This window comes from Legionella massiliensis, assembly GCF_000756815.1.
In the GTDB taxonomy this organism is placed as follows: Bacteria; Pseudomonadota; Gammaproteobacteria; order Legionellales; family Legionellaceae; genus Tatlockia; species Tatlockia massiliensis.
On the sequence record NZ_CCVW01000002.1, the window covers coordinates 635,468 to 651,780 of the forward strand.

The window sequence follows — 16,313 nt, forward strand, 5'->3', positions numbered from 1 at the left end:
AGGATAATATATTAGCGTGAAAAATAGCCATAACAAACAGCTGACTCAAAACTCCCTGGTTCGATTCCTAATATCACATAGCTATGAGGGAATTATTCTTTTAGACAATGATTTCAACATTGTTCTTTTTAATCCAGTCGCTGAAAAAATATTTAATTACCAAACCGACAATGCCATTGGTTATTCATTTGACCATTTTTGCACCCATTCAACGGTTAACTGCTTTTCAAAACAAGATTGGCAGCGCTTTCTTGGTGCGAGAATGATAAGCAAAATACCGAAACGCAAGAAAACAGCGGAAATCACTTGGCTCATTGAGCGTGTAAAAATTGAAAATTCTGCCTATTTTGTCCTTCAATCAACGAATTACGGTGAAATTGAAAACCATAATGGGATTTTGCGTTTAGAAACTCTGATTGACAATATGCCCTGCAATGTTTATTGGATGGATAAAGATTGCCTTATGATGGGCTGTAATAAAAACGTTCTCACCATGCTGAATATGACTCGAGAGCAATTCCGAGGCAAATCCTATGAAGAGCTCTCAGACTTGTGTAGTTGGCCAACAGGCTTAGCAGCAAAGCTAAAAAATGACGATATCTCTGTAATGAACACAGGACAACCTATTTTTGGTGTTGAAGACCCGCCTATTCCCCATGCCGATAACAGCTTTTTACATCTATTAACAAGCCGAGTTCCCCTGCGAAATGAATCGGGTGAAATTATAGGGGTTGCGGGTATCTCTGTTGACATTACTGCCTTAAAGGAAGCAAAAGAGTTAGCTGAAACAGCAAACCGTGCAAAAACTGAGTTCATCGCAAATATGAGTCATGACATTCGCACTCCCTTAAGTGGAATTATTGGAATGTCAAAGTTTTTAGAAGAGAGCGTAAAAAGTAGCCAAGAAAAACAATATGCGCGCTGGGTCAATGAATGTGGTGAACAGCTTTTGCGACTACTCAATGGCGTTTTGGATGTGGTATCCGCCGATCATCACAGTGAAAAAGATATTCATAATGAAACCTTTGATTTTCGCCAAAGTATCAACGATATCATCCAACTAGAAAAGCCAACTATTTTTCAGAAAAATATAAGCTTAGATATAGAGATTGACGAGCAAATTCCACAGTATTTGGTTTGTGATCGCTTTAAGTTAAACAGAATATTGCTCAATCTGCTCGGTAATGCCATTAAATTTACAGAGCAAGGAAGCATTCGCATTGCCATTAGCCAACAAGCCCTACACGGTGAGAAACTAAGCCTTAAATTCAAGGTAAGCGACTCGGGGAAGGGGATTCCTAAAAAATTACAACCCTTAGTCTTTGAGCGCTTTTACCGTATCTCCCCCTCCTATAAGGGCGAGCATCATGGTCATGGCGTCGGTTTGCACATTGTAGAAAAATTCATTTCACTTCTGGGCGGAGAAATTAGCTTAGTCAGCGAAGAGGGTAAGGGCACCACCTTTATTTTCACCTTACCTATGTCGATAGGTAAACAAGAAAATGCCAGCGCCTTGCCGCCAGTTGCTAGCTTAGCTCCTGAGCTAGTGCCAGCCAAAGAAACCGTAGAGCCAATATTAGCAGCATCTGTAGACTCTAATGCGCCCTATCTGTTGCTAGTAGAAGATAATTTAATTGCCTTAAAAATAGTAGAAGCGATCAGCCAACAGACCGGCTGCCGCTTTATTTCAGCAACTGATGGGGAAAAGGCCTTTGAACTTGCGACTAGTCATTCATTTGACTTAATACTGACTGACATCGGCTTACCTGGCATGTCTGGCAATGAGTTAGCCCAAGCATTACGAGGATGGGAAACGGAACAACATCTCTCTCCTATCCCAATTATTGGCCTAACAGCTCATGGCTTGATGACTGCTGAGATGGAATCTATTGAATCAGGTATGAATAAGGTCATTAGCAAACCAATTCAACTTCCTATCTTTCAAGCAATGATTGGTGAATTCATTACGCCACGGAAAAAGGAATCTGGAAAAACCCTGGGAGTTGATCTCCCTGAGTCCGAAGAAAAATTATTTTTCTTAGAGGAATACCCCTTGTTTGATGAAGATATAGGCCGTCACAATCTTGGCAGTGAAGATGTCCTACGTGAATTACTTACCCTCATGCTCGAGCAAGAATTGCCCAACGAATCCATAAAAATTCGCGACGCCTATCAGGCTAAAAATTGGGATAAGCTTGAAGACCTGGCGCATAAGCTCAAAAGCGGTGCAGTCTACTGCGGGACCACACGCCTTAAATATGCTTGCCAGTATTTGGAGCGTTATCGCAAAGCAGGATTTGAGAGGCTACTTGATCAACTCTATTCTCAGTTAATTCATGTAATTGAAGACTCGAAAGCAGAAATCCAGGGCTGGTTGGCGAAAGAGATTGTTTCTTAATACGTGGATTGAATTACCCTCTTCCGCCCTTGTTTTCCCTTCGCCCCTCAGGGGAGAAGGTGCCCGTAGGGCGGATGAGAGGATACCGGCTCGAAGTTCTTTCCTGATGACAACCCTTATCCTCGTTTAGTTCACATACCAGGACCTTTATAGCCAACTGCCTCACACAATTGTTTTTCAAACTTAGCCTCTTGCGAGAAAAATGCTCTGTAAATTGGCTTAATACCCAAGCTTAGTAGATCGGTTAGTTGTTGTATAAACGGTCTTTCTAACCAATCGGGTTGATTAGCTAAACATTTATTTACCGTTTGTTTTGCTTTTTCGAAAAATTGCTCTCTAAACTCAGGCTTATTGTGATTATTAAGAAAATCTACAAGTGCATTGTATCTGTTGCATAATTTTTCCTGTTTTGCTGATAATGGAGCATTTTCATTAATACCTTCTTTTTCAATTTTCGCCGCCAAATAATTTTTATACTCTTCCATAATCATAACTATATTAACTATCTTAACTATCTTAACTATCTTAACTATCTTAACTATCTTAACTATCTCATTTTGAATTCGGGCTTTCCTACTTTCTATTATTGGGCAAACAAACTCTGGATTTACAGCCTTTTTCCAGTTATCGATGCTACTAGAGAAAGCAATAAATTCTTGAGGTTTCATTTGATTAATTTTTTGAGTTAATTCATCAGCACTTAACTGCATAAATGTAAATTTTTCTAAGCCCTCTTTAGTTTCTTCGGAAACGCGCGACTCCAATAAGGAAAAATTCTCTATAAATTCCTGCTGATTTTCTGTTTGAACGTCCTTTAAATCTTTGTCAGTTACCACCTGCTTGATGCCTACAGCCCTAGATAATAACGTGAGTAGTTCTGTAGCTGAATACATGTTTTCCCCAAAACTGAGATTATTGGAGTAAAGATATCCTATAAAAAATCTTAGCCTCTCAAGATCCTATTTCTCAATATCTGCCGTACAAAGTTCATATATAACCAAAGGCTTTAGTACATCCGTGCCTGATTCATCATCATTTGGAAAATATTTACCTTTAACGAATGCAGCTAATTTAACAGCCTCAAAATAGTCACCACGTCTTAGAGCATCGATAAAATATTGTGCAGTTTTCATGAAAGTAGTCCAAATAATTAACTAACTCCCATTATGAACAGGCCAGATTAAGGACTAGTGACGTCGTTATGAATTATTGGAATAGGCTACGAAAGAAATTCTTTATTAGCACTAATGAGCTAATATCAATGCTATGCACATAATGGCGTCGCCTAGTAGCTACGAAGCCAATTCTTTGCTTAAATAAGTTCATCCTAACTTCTCATTGACGAACCAATATAATCGTCTGTTTGTCGTCCCTGCTCATCATCAATGGAAGGAGGGATTTCGATTTCAGATCGAGGAGGAGCATGCTCTCGCTCAGGTTGAACCGGCTCTGTGTTGAACAAAGTACACCATATGCGTGAATCCTGCTGTTGTTCGAGTTTACGCTGACACAAGGCCCGTAAGCTTGGGATCCCTTCAACTGGCTGCCCAAATTTTTCCTCTTTGTGTTGCGCGATATAGTCGCGTTTATCCTGCTCAAGATTGGCATGAAACCGCATCATATGGTCATCATACCATTGCCTTGCGGCATGCAAGGATGTCTTAGCCAGTCTAGCAGTATGATCAATAATCTGCCGGCTTCCTCTCTCCTGCTCTATTTCAAGTTTTTCGATAATCTCTACGGAATAATAGGGCAACTCAGGAGACTTGGGGGTCTGACCACTATCAACTTGTTGTAACTGTTCTGCTTGCTCGGTGAAAAGTTGATGGGTTTTCTCCAAAATAATAAAATTTTTCCAGCCCTCTCGAAATTGTTTAAACGCTCCATCCCCTGCCACTAAACTCAAGGAATTCAAATCCTCCACTGTCTTCTTACTTGTTAGCAGGTTAAAAATTGCCATCAACTCCTCAGCCTTATCACTTGCCTGGCTCAGTCCCTTTCTAATTTCTGAGGTGGTTCGTAGGAGCCAAGGTGCTGTATCTTGAAGCAATTGTAGTTCTGCCAAAGATTCTGTTTGCATCCTAGGCGTCTTAGGCTCTGCTTGGGTTATAGTTGAAGGGTCGCTTGTAGCATCCTGCTCATTTCCATAATTGGGCATTTCACAAATCTCCGATTAATTTTTCCAGCGATATAAAAATATACCTTAGAAAGCTTTAATCTTAGATACAAATTTTTGATAGTTGAAATTTGGAGGCCTAGTATTCGAGATCTCACATCAATCTCCCGAAATCCCGCGGCTTGACCGCGGGATCTAGGTATCAAGCAACCGTTACTCCGATGATCCACAATCGACGGTTACTGTTATATCTGAATCTGGCATCGTTCCAGAGCCATTAGTACCAATAGTACAACTTTGGCCACTTGCTGTTAGGGTCGCTGCCACACTATAAGTAGAATCTTCAACTAAAGAAGTAGGTAAGGTATAGGTTCCATCTGAGTCCTGTGTCATAGAATCTACATTATTATTAGCCATGGTGTTTGTTATAGTCACCTGATTACCGTTAGTATTTGTTAGTACGACATTTACTGAATTAAAGGCATCAGGAGTATCCACTATCATGTCCGTTATCTCATGAACACTTACACCTATCCCTGTACTTGCAGCATAGCCAAGATACACAGTTGGAGGACAAGGAACCCCCGTATTAGCAGGTACATCATACGTTTGAATAATTTGATCGTTATTACGTGAGACCGTGACAACACAAGCAGAAGTGACTTCAACCTTATATACATTACGACCTGTACTTTCATCAACTACCAAATTCCTGAGCAGTAAAGGATTAGAAGTAGAAGATAATGAGGGTGATAACTGGTCAGTAGCTTTAAGCAGTTGATTATCACAAGCATTTGTACCACAGGATGAGGTATCTCCTGTGGGCCCTCTTATTGCTATTCTATCAGGTATAGGATTATTCCCCGTCGATACGGCTTCAGCAAAATTACCATACTCATCAAAGCCGACTCCAATATAACCATTTGCTATGGCCGCCCCATTGCTAGTACCGTTGACCCTGTTATTCCCATAGCCTAACCCGCCGCCAAAAGGACCAAGTGCTGTAGGAATAGTGCCAGATGTTCCATCAATCAGAAAAAAGGAGATCCCATCTGCAGGAAGGTAATACCCCCACCCATAGGAGTAGGCTGTAAATTGAATAGTAAGTCCTTTCGTCATAGGGAATAAGTAATTAAAGATAACACCTCCTTCTTTATTTTCATAATAGTCGGTTAATTTCAGAGAGCCGTTTCCCTGCTCATCTATAGTATTCGATGCCGCATCATACCAGCCACATTGCATATATAACGACGTACTACCCCCACATGGCTGCGGCTGACCGGAAGGCTCTTGCTGGCCTTCATAACTAGAGTTAGCGCAACCATAAATGATATCTGTACTAGTCCCAGCAATATTAGACGCAGTTAAACAAGCCCAATTCGTGCTGGTATTTTGCCCTGGAGATTCCCAAGATAGGTTCGTTGATGAGTTTCTAAAGCTCTCCATGAAAGGCAGATCTAAGGTACAGTCCACCACTATACTAGTAATATCTTCCCCAGCGACATACCCTATCCCATTTTCAGGAACGGTAACTGAACAACTCTGATGAAGTGGCGATGCAGACACAGTGATTTGGTATTCTGAACCATTTTCTAAAGGAGTGCTAAAAGTAAACTTACCATCTTGCTGGACTTCCAACTCATCCGTTCCATTGTTCAATAAAGTAACAGAACCATTATTAAGAAGGCCGCTAACTTTTCCTCCAATTTTATATTTAGAATCAGGATTCTCACTACAACTGATAGAAGCATTTGTCACATTTTGACCATTAAATGGCCCCGATCCATTTCCATTCACAAAATTACATAATTGTCCCGAAGGTTCCGTTATTTGTATATCATAACTAGTGTTAGGATCTTGCGGATTAAAGGTGAAGGATGTTTGAGTCGAATCTAGTATTATAGTTTGTCCATTATTCACCAATTGGAGCTGCTCACCACGATTAACACCACTAACAGAGCCCCCTACCGTAACCGTACATCTTGCCGCAAGCGAATGATTGGTAGTTACATTGGTTAGTGTACAAGTTGTACTGCCGTCACAGGACGGGTAATCAAAACCATCAACATTCCAACCAATGACACTGTAGCCAGTACTCGCCGACGCCGAGAATTGCGGACTATTCTGGCCATTAGTTACAAACTGCTGTGAGCTCGGTGAAATGCTGCTGCAATTTCCTAGAGTACTTGGCGTAATCGCAAATTGCTGCACAAAACTAACAGTCAGCGTATGACCGGCTGTCACATTGTCTATCACACAAGTGGTATTGAACCCACAACCCGCATCTGCATTATCCAACAGCCAGCCACTAACATTGTAGCCAGCCGCTGGAGTCGCGGTGAAGGATTGGCTAGCATTGTAGTTTACGGATACGCTGCCACTCGGGTAAATGCTCCCCCCTGCTCCTGCGCTCGCCTGGATGGTAAAGGTATTGATAGTTGAACTAAAAGAAACTGCACAATTACTCGTCACATTACCTGTGGTGTAGGTATTGCCTACTAAAGTACCGTTGCAAGTATCATTGGCTATTGCAGCACTATAGCCGGTTGTAACGTTTAGGGTGACCTGGCCTGTTGTATTGTAACGTTTAGGGTAATCTGGCCTGTTGTATTGTAATCAACCGTCTGTGACGCAGGATTGACCGTAACATTGTCATCCCCAGAGGCAGTGACTGTATAGGTATCGATAGTGGAACTAAAGGAAACCGCACAATTACTCGTTACGTTGCCTGTGGTGTAGGTATTGCCTACTAAAGTACCGTTACAAGTATCATTGGCTATTGCAGCACTATAGCCTGTTGCAACATTTAGTGTGACCTGGCCTGTTGTATTGTAATCAACAGTCTGTGACGCAGGATTGACTGTAACATTGTCATCCCCAGAGGCAGTGACTGTATAGGTATCAATAGTTGAACTAAAGGAAACCGAGCAAGGACCCGTAATAGTGCCTGTAGTGTAGGTATTGCCTACTAAGGAACCTCCGCAACTATCACTGGCTATCGCGGCACTATAACCTGTTGCAGGAGTAACTGCGATCTGAGCTGTTGCACCATAATCGATATTCTGTGTCGCAGGACTAACTGTGACATGGTCATCTCCTGCCGCAGTGACAGGATAGGTATTGATAGTCGCTGTAAATACAACATTACACTCAGAAAAAATGGGGCCGGTAGTATATTGATTTCCAGACAACGTACCTGGTGTACAGCTCCCGCTCGGCTGATTTAGTGTATAGCCGGTATTCGCTGTTACATTAAACACCAGCGGTTGGCCATAGGTTGCAGTCTGCGAACTAGGTGAGATTGTCTCATTACCATCACTAGTGGTGGTCACATTATAGGTATTAGCTGTTGCACTAAAGTTAACCGAGCAGCTAGCCGTAATAGCACCGGTAGTATATTGATCGCCAACCATGGAGCCCGCTGGGCAGTCACCAGTGACAGCCTGGAGAGTATAGCCAGCCTTTGCGATGACTTCGAAATCTATTGCGTTGCTATAGTCCACATTTACTGGAAAGTTAGGCGAAAATTCTACATTGCCATCACCGTTGGGGGTAACAGTCAGGGGATTAGAGCTGGCATTAAAATAAACTTCACAGCTTGCAGTAATTGGCCCTGTGGTATAGATATTGCCATTCCAGCTACCTGTTGGACAGGTTCCAGTAACCGATTGGAGGTTAAAGTTTTGACTAGCAGTGACAGTGAAAGAGGCTGTATAGCCCGCCTCCACAGTCTGAGGATACTGTGGAGAGGGAGAAACGGTTTCATGACCATCGCTTTGAGCCGTAACAGTGAAAGCTTTTGATTGCGTTGAGGTTTTAATGCTCGCACTAGTTTTACTTGGACTGATATCCTTAGCTGCTATTCCTTCATTGATTAAGAAAATCGACAAAATCCAAACTAGAACTATCCTCACAATATCCATACACAACCTCCAAAAAAAGCGACGGAGTACATCGTCAATATTTATACCCTTCAGGAATGAGTTTTAGGGTATACACTGAGCTAGTTCTCGTTTTTAAAATGAATATAAACAGAATAACTAAACCATAGGAAACTGATGTCGGGGATTTTATAAAACCAGATTTAAGGCTTCCTCTGTCAAAATGCTATTGTCAAATCCTTTATAAGGTGTTGGCGATTGTAAAACATTTTAAAAAAATCACCAACTCAAAAAAATATAATAAAAGGAAAAGTTATTTTTAACCGATTTCCAATTTATTTTTTGCTTTTTTTTAATCAAAATTACACAGAAAAAATAACCATTTGATTTTATTGAAATTTAAACAAATCACCTCGTTTTATTGCCTTTAGTAGGCTCTTGTAATATTTAAAATGGCATGTGATTATGAACTGTCAATTATGAGTAATTAAAGAATTTATTGTCTAATCATTGAGGCCTTCTATTTCTTCCAATGTAAAGCATTAAATCCCTTAATTCTTCTCCATAAATAAGGATAATTATGTTTAAAAAGCCCTTATTTCTGCCCTTCTAGTTTCCAATATCGCCTTAATTGCAAATGGGATTGCTATAACTACTAATAATAGGGAGTTAATTATGGCCAAAACGAAGAGAAAACGCTCTGCCACTGAAATCATTTCAGGTGCCTTATATTTCACTTCTTCTGTGTTTTATTTGTCTGGAGCCTACGGCGATTTTATTAGCAACAATATTACTACTCCGCAAATTATTGCTGGCGCCTTAATGGTTACTGGTAATCTTGTTTGGATGAGCGCTAGCATTTTCGATATCTGTGCTGGCTGTATTCAGTACCATAAGAAAGATCCAGATGATAATGATGAATCAAGGGAAAGTATCACTCCTGAAGAGGATCTTGAACTACAAAAAACAAATCTCGCCGGTTCCACCAAAAATATCACATCCTTATTAAATATTAATGAGACCAGGTTAAAAAGGAGCCCAAGTGGTGACCACTTGAGCTTGGAGTTTGATGTTACAGACATGGATGATGAGCCTAAGAATGGTTATGTCGTTGTATTAAACGATGTACGCCTGAGAAAGAAGATGAAGCCAGAAGATTCACCGGATGAATTAAAATCAGTGAGCTATCAATAACAGCGCAATTTTAATTTTTCCGTTAACCAATTTACGGCAAATTGAGAATGTAGCTGCCAATTTTTGCTAGCTACATGCCTGTCTTCGGAAAAGACTAAAGTATCAATGTTAGTGACTTGCTTACTCAAGTACTCTATTTCTGCAATCTGGACTAAATTATCTTTGGCACCATTAATGACCAATAAAGGCGCATTTTCCTTTGCTGGCAAGAGGCTTTGTTTACTAAGAGACAATTCAGGACAATAAGCTAAAAACGCATTTGTTGGGTCATTAAATCCACAGGCATAAGCTAGAGTATCGTAGGTTGCATCAGGCAATCGCTTAATCCAATCAGCATCGAAGGTTGAATGGACAGGCCCACCCACATTAACAACCCCAGCAAGCCAAGGGTGCTGAAGAGCTAACTTAGTTGCCCAATAACCCCCAAAAGATAAGCCATAGCAAGCGATTTTATTGGAATCAATATCACTTCTGTTTTTCATTTGCTCAAGGATCGATGTGAACCAAGTTTCAGCAAAGGCAGATATAGGGATAGGACAATCCCCTGTTCCAGGAGAGTCAACGGCCAATACAGCGATCCCCTTTTCCAATAACAAATTGCCAATTTGGTGAATTTGCAAATCACTTTTCCAAATATCAATACCACCCCAAATGATAGCTAGAGCAAAAGGATCTTTCCCCTGCTGTGGTTTTCTTAAGTAAGTATCGAACTCCAAACCAGCCAGCGGGATTTTAACTTTTTCAATCGGATAAGGAGAAAACGCGCAAGCCTTAAGATAAGCGTCTTTATGCTTGGCATAAGCTGACTTCATTGACTCATTAAAACAATGAGGAAACCGGGCTAAAAAATACCAAAAAGACAGATTCAACCAATCCGCTTCGTTATCTTGTGTATCTTCTGCGATCCTGTCTGCAGAGGTAAGCAGAGCTCGCACCCATTCGTCAGTTCCAGGCTTAGCCTGATCGGCTGCTTGAACAACCACTGACATTAATTGTTCTTTTTGAATACCTAAATTAATAAAACCTTGTAATCGAACAGCGATCTCAAAAGGAATTTTATTGTCTTTGACCATGATGTTACTCCAGATTATAATGTCAACTCGAGATGACATTATAAGACGAGGCGACGATATGTCAACCAAAGATGACAAAAATGATTTGCTAAGCAATTTGAAAGGATTATTGCAGGAAAAATTATGGAAGCTGGAAGAACGGTTAGAACAAGAAAAAATTAAATCCCCCTACAAGCATTTCACAGAGGCTCAATCCAGGGTATTAGCAACCTTGCGTGGAGAAAGCCTTTCAATTTCAGAGGTTGCTCGCCGACTAAGAATTAGTAGGCAAGCCGTGCATAAGGTAGTGAGCCAACTTATCAAAGAAGAAATCTTAGCCTTGGAAGCCGCCCCAGATAATGATCGAGATAAGATTATTATTTTCACTGAAAAAGGGGTTTTGCTGAAAAAAACAGCTAAAAATGCATTGAAAATCATTGACCTAGAAGTAAAGGAAAAACTAGGAGAAAGCGATTATGTATTTTTAAAGGAGATTCTTAGTAAGGAGTGGTGGTGAATAGGAAAAGCGATGAACCTCATCAGTCTAAGTGCTCTGTTTATCCCTGGTCAAATCCATAACACAAGTGTAGCTTTGATGCAGCGCAGCCTAATCAAGGCTACGTTTGCTTTTTTTGTGTAGATACCTATGGGGCAAACCGTGGGACTTCAGTTTTGCTAGGTACAAAAGTAATTTGAGAACTTGAGCTTGCAGGTTGCTCCCTATCACGCTGAGCCCTATAAAAACGCCAATGTTCCTGTATTTTTTGCGCTGCAAGATTCAACTGTTGCTCTTCGGCAGCAGTACGCTGGTAAAAAGGCTGCTTTCCTTCGTTATAAAAAGAATCGATTTCTGTATAGCCCAACAAGGTGTACAACTCCTCATCAGCCAAGCCATTTTGCCTTTGGTAAGAAACTATTTTAGGGCTAAAACTCTTTATACTGCCATGCCCATCAAAACTCACCAATTCAGCATTAGCGCCAACACGTTGCTCTAAAAGGCCACGTAATTCAATCCAATAACTAATAAAACATCGCCCATCCACATCTTTGAAAGCCTCAGAACGTATCTCCTCTATAATAGCCCCTAAATCTAATTGCTGAAGCACAGTCTCTGGGAGTGAGTTCAATTCCAGGGCTACAGCAAATTTCTCAGCAGCCAAGGACATAGCCCAAAGACTTTTTAAGTTTTGTGAAATGGCGTAGGCCAGCATTTGGTTTTCACCTGGAAGATACTTCTCATAATCCGCCCCTCCCTCTAGTTCATTGAACTGCGAGTAATAAGGCCAAACTGTATAGGATGAAATGCAGCCTTGTATCCCAGCCTTAAGATCGGGGCGTTCTTGCAAGATTTCAGCTAAATGATATTCAAATAGATTTTCCTTCTTAAAATGTTCCGAATTCCATGGATTGACAGGAGAGGAAGCCATTTCTCTTTTAAAATTCTGATATACGCTAAAAAGAGGATGCCCTTCTACAATCACCTGATTATCCCTATCAAGCTGGAGTCCTAGTAGCATCAGTTGGTACAAACCAGCCGAGTAAAAATAACCAACATCTTGATTCTCAATAAGAACCTCTTTCTTATCGAAATAGGAAGTTCTATAAGAGACCTCAAACCCAAAGGCTGGCCTGCAAGGAAATAAAGGCATCTCTGGCTCCAGGCCGTAATAGACCCGCAGAGGTTCGGGTATATTAATGTCTTTAACCTGCAGAACCTCTCCTCTATTGCCTTGCACTAGCAAATAATGATTATTCACTGGATTAAAGAGATAAAACCGCCCATTTTGGCTATATAAGGGCAGGTTCTTGGTTAACATAACAAACTTATAGCCGAGACTAGTTGTATAAGGGGTGTAAAATAACGTTTTAAGGCTGGTCAAATTATTCGGGTCGATATAAGGCGAACCATCCAGGGTCTTCAACTCCGAAATATTTTCTTGTAACAAACCACAGCTGAGTAGCGTATTTTGATAGTCAGCAAAGGCATGCTCCTCAAAATCTGAGGGAAAGGATAAGCGCCCCATTGCCTCATACCAAGCCTTCAAGGCTAAGAAAGTATCTGAAAACCATTCTTCTTTAGAACGCCAAGACCTATCAAATAATTTCAACCCTCCATCACGTTTCTTTTGTGAACGCATTTGGGCAAGATTAATAAAGGGCATGAGCATACAAGAAGCATCTCGTTGCTGGGCAAAGAGGTAGGTGCTTGGTGTCAGGCTAGCAACATAAGGTTCAATTTCTTGCCTTAACTGCTCTATCCTTAATTTATTCTCCAGCGCTTGCTCTGATAAGGCATCTAATTTCCTAAGAGTATTAAGATGACTCGCTTCTAACTCCTTGATAAGCTCCCCGGTTGCATTAAGCTCATCATTAGCCTCTTGAGTCTCCTGCCAAGCAGACTCATAGCTCAACCTTGCAGCCTGCATTTGCAATTTATAATCTTCGAAAGATAAATTCAGCATTGCCTGCAGAACATCAACCGGGCTATCAGACTCTAACTCCGTCTTGTTAGATTGAAGATAATCCATACAAATTTCAACACAACGTGTTGTAGCTGTATATTGCCAATGCAGTATGGCTTCAGCATAAGCTCCAGCCGAATTAAAATTTGCATAGTCAAGGTTTGCTTGATTATCAAAAAGGCATAGTGCATTGATTAAGTAATAAAGCGTTTCATCCAGGGGTAAATTTAAGGGAAGAGCTATAATTCCTAACTCTGGATTCGAAACTTGATTTGCATCATCCACAAAAACGACCTTTATCAAGTCAAATTTAGCATCCAGACTTGCCACTAAGGTATTCAATAAATAGCTTTCTGATGGGTGTTCAAGTTGCTTAATAAAATCTATCTTGAGTTTTGTTTCTAAACTCTGTTCATTGGGACAATCTATTACAAATATCATGGCAGCTGCTCAAACAAATACAGCAATAGTACTTTCAGCTCATTAAATAACCATTAAGCCTGATTCTTAAAAGTTTATAGTTATTATTTGAAAATCTAAAAATAACGTTGTGAATAAAGTTATGTCGATAAAATCTATTTTTTTCGACATAAAATCTAGATATGTCGATGGTATAAACATATACTCAAAATATGTCGAAAATTCACGGTTTTTTAAACATGAGTTGCAATCCTAACCAACCTTATAATGATTTGCCTTCTTTGCCGCCGCGAACAGAAATTGAAAATATTCAAATACTAAGAGCTTGTATACCCGCTAGAACGGCATTAGCAGAGCTTAAGCAAGCAGGAGAACTTCTACCTAATCAGGGGTTATTAATCAATGCCTTGCCATTGTTAGAAGCAAAAGATAGCTCGGAAATCGAAAATATCGTTACTACAACTGATAAATTATTTCAATTTGCTCAAGAGGATACTCATGCTGATTTGGCCACAAAGGAAGCTTTAAGATACCGTACGGCTCTTTACCAAGGGTTTATAAGATTAAAGGAACGGCCTTTAAGCACGGCAACAGTCGTTGCAGTATGTTCTACCATTAAAAATACAGAGATGGATATAAGACGCATACCTGGAACTACAATTGTTAATTCAAGCAATGGCGAAATAATTTATACACCGCCTGTTGGAGAAACTGTTATTCGTAACCTGCTTTCAAACTGGGAACAGTTTATTCATAGTGAAGACGATTTGGACCCTCTTATACGTATGGCAGTAGCCCATTACCAATTCGAAGCAATACACCCATTTATAGATGGGAATGGGCGAACAGGGAGAATAATAAATACTCTTTTTTTAATAGAAAAAGGCTTACTTTCACTGCCTATTCTATACCTTAGTCATTACATTGTCCGACATAAAAAAGAATACTATCTACGTCTTGAGGCTGTAACTAAAAGAAATGAGTGGCAGGAATGGATTCTTTATATGCTTGAGGCAGTCACTAAAACAGCTCAGCTAACTTACCACAAAATAAACGCCATTAAGCAACTTATAGAACATACAGCAAACTTTGTTCGCCAGCAGTTACCTCGTATATATAGCTATGAATTAATTAGCCTTATCTTTGAACAGCCTTATTGCCGCATTCAAAATCTTATTGAAACAGGTATAGCACATCGTCAAACAGCGTCTACTTACTTAAAAAAACTGGCTGAACTTGGTGTTCTTCATGAAGTTTCTAAAGGAAAAGAAAAACTATTTGTGCACCCTAAGCTAATGCAATTACTAATTGATGATAAGAATCAATTTACTGAATACGAAAGTAACGTTGATAGAACTTACTTATAAATAAATTTTGAGGATCATAAGCCTCTTTTATTTTTATAAATTCCTTATATCTTGGATAGGCTTCACGAAATTGCGTTTTTGCTGCAAAAGGTTGATAAGGCAAATAATAAGTGCCCTCTACAGCGAGGGCAGCATCAATTAGTTGACGAGTCCAGACCTTTGTACGTTCAATCTCATCTTTCGCAAGATCTTGATTAAAATAGAGAACTACAGCAAAACTGTTTTTAGGTGAATAAGCCAATAAAATGTCCTCTTCCGCAGGAACATAGCGAATCGTCACATTCAGCAAATTCACTGAATTTTTTAACATAATAGAGCGAAGCCTATGAATGAACTGAGGAAGTTTGGCTACAGGAATAAAATACTCTTGCAACCAATCCACATCCTTGGCGCTATGATAGTCAGAGGCAAAACGAACAGGTTTCTCCATCGCATTATTTCGCGTCACTATCCGATGATTATAAAACTGACTAAAAAGTTGTTTTTCTAAGGCCCAACGCAAGGCTTTGCCAGAAGAGCCTTTTCTGGATAAATTGAACAGCGGAGTTAGGAGAACATTCCATTTATCAGGGTTATCAAGCGCTATCACGTTGGGAGGTAGTTTATAAGTGTTACTATAAGTGATGATATACATTTTGTTTAAGAAATCTTTACCCGGCGCTATATTAAGATGCGCATAAAACAAGGAAATCTCTTTTTTATTTAAAAGGTTATTCTGAAAATAGATAGGAAAATGCTCTAGGCCTGACTCTTGATAGTTACTTTCAAGCAAATGATTATCAGTTAACTGGAGCTTGACATCGGTCACCACGCCTAACAGGCCATAGCCCCCTCTTACAGCCTGCCATAATACGGGCTCAGTCTCTTGGGAAACAAAAAGTTTTTTACCATTAGCCAAAATGATATGAAAGGAAACAACACAAGCCCCCACTGCCCCTGCTCGAAAATCATCACCATGAGCATTAACGCTCATTGAACCACCTACAGTAAAAAGATTAGGTGATTGCATAGAGCTAACCGCTAAATTGTAAGGATTGACCGCTTTTTGCAATTCAGACCAGCTAATACCACTTTGCACAGTCACTTGTTTCTTTGCCACATCAATTTCTAAGACTCGGTTAAATGACTGCATATCCAATTCGATAGCTCGCAATGACAAGGTTTGCCCGCCCTGGCTATAGCGTTTGCCCATAATCGCAATCGGGAGATGTTGCAGAGAGGCCTGTTTTATTGCGTTTTGGATATCTGCTTCAGAGCTAATTGAAATAACCTGAGAAACCGGCGTTGCACTCATTTGCCCCTTGTCATCCAAGACTAAAGCAAAAGAGGTCGCGCTGATAAAAAGCATCAAAATACTAAACAACTTCATGGGCTTACTCATAAATTCCTGCCTAATGCTGAAGAAGATAGCATAGAAGCTAAA

The 16,313-nt window shown here is 40.2% G+C and carries 12 protein-coding genes; 4 read left to right on the plus strand and 8 right to left on the minus strand.

The genetic code is table 11. The features are described from left to right. Nucleotides 1–16 precede the first annotated feature (16 nt). The gene (locus BN1094_RS09850; RefSeq protein ID WP_052403234.1) at nt 17–2,398 is read left to right on the plus strand and encodes a PAS domain-containing hybrid sensor histidine kinase/response regulator; all 2,382 of its coding nucleotides are present in this window, start codon (nt 17–19) and stop codon (nt 2,396–2,398) included. 131 nt (nt 2,399–2,529) lie between these two features. Here the strand turns inward: BN1094_RS09850 and BN1094_RS09855 are convergent, their stop codons facing one another. From BN1094_RS09855 to BN1094_RS09870, 5 genes are all read right to left on the minus strand, one after another. Continuing rightward, a complete protein-coding gene (locus tag BN1094_RS09855; RefSeq protein WP_043874236.1) occupies nt 2,530–3,291 on the minus strand; it encodes a hypothetical protein in 762 nt (253 codons plus the stop codon). Between the two features lie 66 nt (nt 3,292–3,357). Further along, nucleotides 3,358–3,531 (minus strand): hypothetical protein, encoded by a 174-nt coding sequence (locus tag BN1094_RS19850; protein ID WP_176695290.1) that lies wholly within the window; start codon nt 3,529–3,531, stop codon nt 3,358–3,360. Between the two features lie 194 nt (nt 3,532–3,725). Further along, nucleotides 3,726–4,556, minus strand: coding sequence for a hypothetical protein (locus tag BN1094_RS09860; protein ID WP_043874237.1), 831 nt, complete (start codon nt 4,554–4,556; stop codon nt 3,726–3,728). 171 nt (nt 4,557–4,727) lie between these two features. Further along, complete coding sequence (locus BN1094_RS09865) at nt 4,728–6,986, minus strand: InlB B-repeat-containing protein (protein ID WP_043874238.1); 2,259 nt, start codon at nt 6,984–6,986, stop codon at nt 4,728–4,730. An 83-nt stretch (nt 6,987–7,069) separates the two neighbouring features. Continuing rightward, nucleotides 7,070–8,437 carry a hypothetical protein gene (locus BN1094_RS09870; protein WP_043874239.1) on the minus strand — a complete coding sequence of 456 codons (1,368 nt, stop codon included), beginning with the start codon at nt 8,435–8,437 and terminating at the stop codon, nt 7,070–7,072. Nucleotides 8,438–9,070: 633 nt separating this feature from the next. Here BN1094_RS09870 and BN1094_RS09875 point away from each other — a divergent pair. Next, entirely contained in the window at nt 9,071–9,589 is a 519-nt protein-coding gene (locus BN1094_RS09875; RefSeq protein WP_043874240.1) for a hypothetical protein, read from the plus strand. On the opposite strand, the gene BN1094_RS09880 is transcribed toward BN1094_RS09875, so the two are convergent. After that, nucleotides 9,583–10,662 (minus strand): alpha/beta hydrolase, encoded by a 1,080-nt coding sequence (locus BN1094_RS09880; protein WP_043874241.1) that lies wholly within the window; start codon nt 10,660–10,662, stop codon nt 9,583–9,585. The two genes, BN1094_RS09875 and BN1094_RS09880, sit on opposite strands and share 7 nt — an antisense overlap. Nucleotides 10,663–10,720: 58 nt before the next feature. Between BN1094_RS09880 and BN1094_RS09885 the strand changes: the two genes are divergently transcribed. After that, nucleotides 10,721–11,158, plus strand: coding sequence for a MarR family winged helix-turn-helix transcriptional regulator (locus BN1094_RS09885; RefSeq protein WP_176695291.1), 438 nt, complete (start codon nt 10,721–10,723; stop codon nt 11,156–11,158). A gap of 127 nt (nt 11,159–11,285) precedes the next feature. Here BN1094_RS09885 and BN1094_RS09890 read toward each other — a convergent pair whose 3' ends face one another. Continuing rightward, nucleotides 11,286–13,544, minus strand: coding sequence for a hypothetical protein (locus tag BN1094_RS09890; RefSeq protein WP_043874243.1), 2,259 nt, complete (start codon nt 13,542–13,544; stop codon nt 11,286–11,288). A 218-nt stretch (nt 13,545–13,762) separates the two neighbouring features. Here BN1094_RS09890 and fic point away from each other — a divergent pair, with 218 nt between their 5' ends. Beyond that, complete coding sequence (fic, locus tag BN1094_RS09895; protein WP_043874244.1) at nt 13,763–14,890, plus strand: protein adenylyltransferase Fic; 1,128 nt, start codon at nt 13,763–13,765, stop codon at nt 14,888–14,890. Here the strand turns inward: fic and BN1094_RS09900 are convergent. Further along, complete coding sequence (locus BN1094_RS09900) at nt 14,850–16,271, minus strand: FAD-binding oxidoreductase (protein WP_081935110.1); 1,422 nt, start codon at nt 16,269–16,271, stop codon at nt 14,850–14,852. The genes fic and BN1094_RS09900 overlap by 41 nt on opposite strands. Nucleotides 16,272–16,313: the final 42 nt, after the last annotated feature.

Excerpts from the sequence above, each read along its gene's own strand:
- BN1094_RS09880 (WP_043874241.1), bottom strand. The coding sequence starts at position 10,662 with ATGGTCAAAGACAATAAAATTCCTTTTGAGATCGCTGTTCGATTACAA.
- BN1094_RS19850 (WP_176695290.1), bottom strand. The coding sequence starts at position 3,531 with ATGAAAACTGCACAATATTTTATCGATGCTCTAAGACGTGGTGACTAT.
- BN1094_RS09890 (WP_043874243.1), bottom strand. The coding sequence starts at position 13,544 with ATGATATTTGTAATAGATTGTCCCAATGAACAGAGTTTAGAAACAAAA.
- BN1094_RS09870 (WP_043874239.1), bottom strand. The coding sequence starts at position 8,437 with ATGGATATTGTGAGGATAGTTCTAGTTTGGATTTTGTCGATTTTCTTA.
- BN1094_RS09875 (WP_043874240.1), top strand. The coding sequence starts at position 9,071 with ATGGCCAAAACGAAGAGAAAACGCTCTGCCACTGAAATCATTTCAGGT.
- BN1094_RS09855 (WP_043874236.1), bottom strand. The coding sequence starts at position 3,291 with ATGTATTCAGCTACAGAACTACTCACGTTATTATCTAGGGCTGTAGGC.
- fic (WP_043874244.1), top strand. The coding sequence starts at position 13,763 with ATGAGTTGCAATCCTAACCAACCTTATAATGATTTGCCTTCTTTGCCG.
- BN1094_RS09900 (WP_081935110.1), bottom strand. The coding sequence starts at position 16,271 with ATGAGTAAGCCCATGAAGTTGTTTAGTATTTTGATGCTTTTTATCAGC.
- BN1094_RS09885 (WP_176695291.1), top strand. The coding sequence starts at position 10,721 with ATGTCAACCAAAGATGACAAAAATGATTTGCTAAGCAATTTGAAAGGA.
- BN1094_RS09860 (WP_043874237.1), bottom strand. The coding sequence starts at position 4,556 with ATGCCCAATTATGGAAATGAGCAGGATGCTACAAGCGACCCTTCAACT.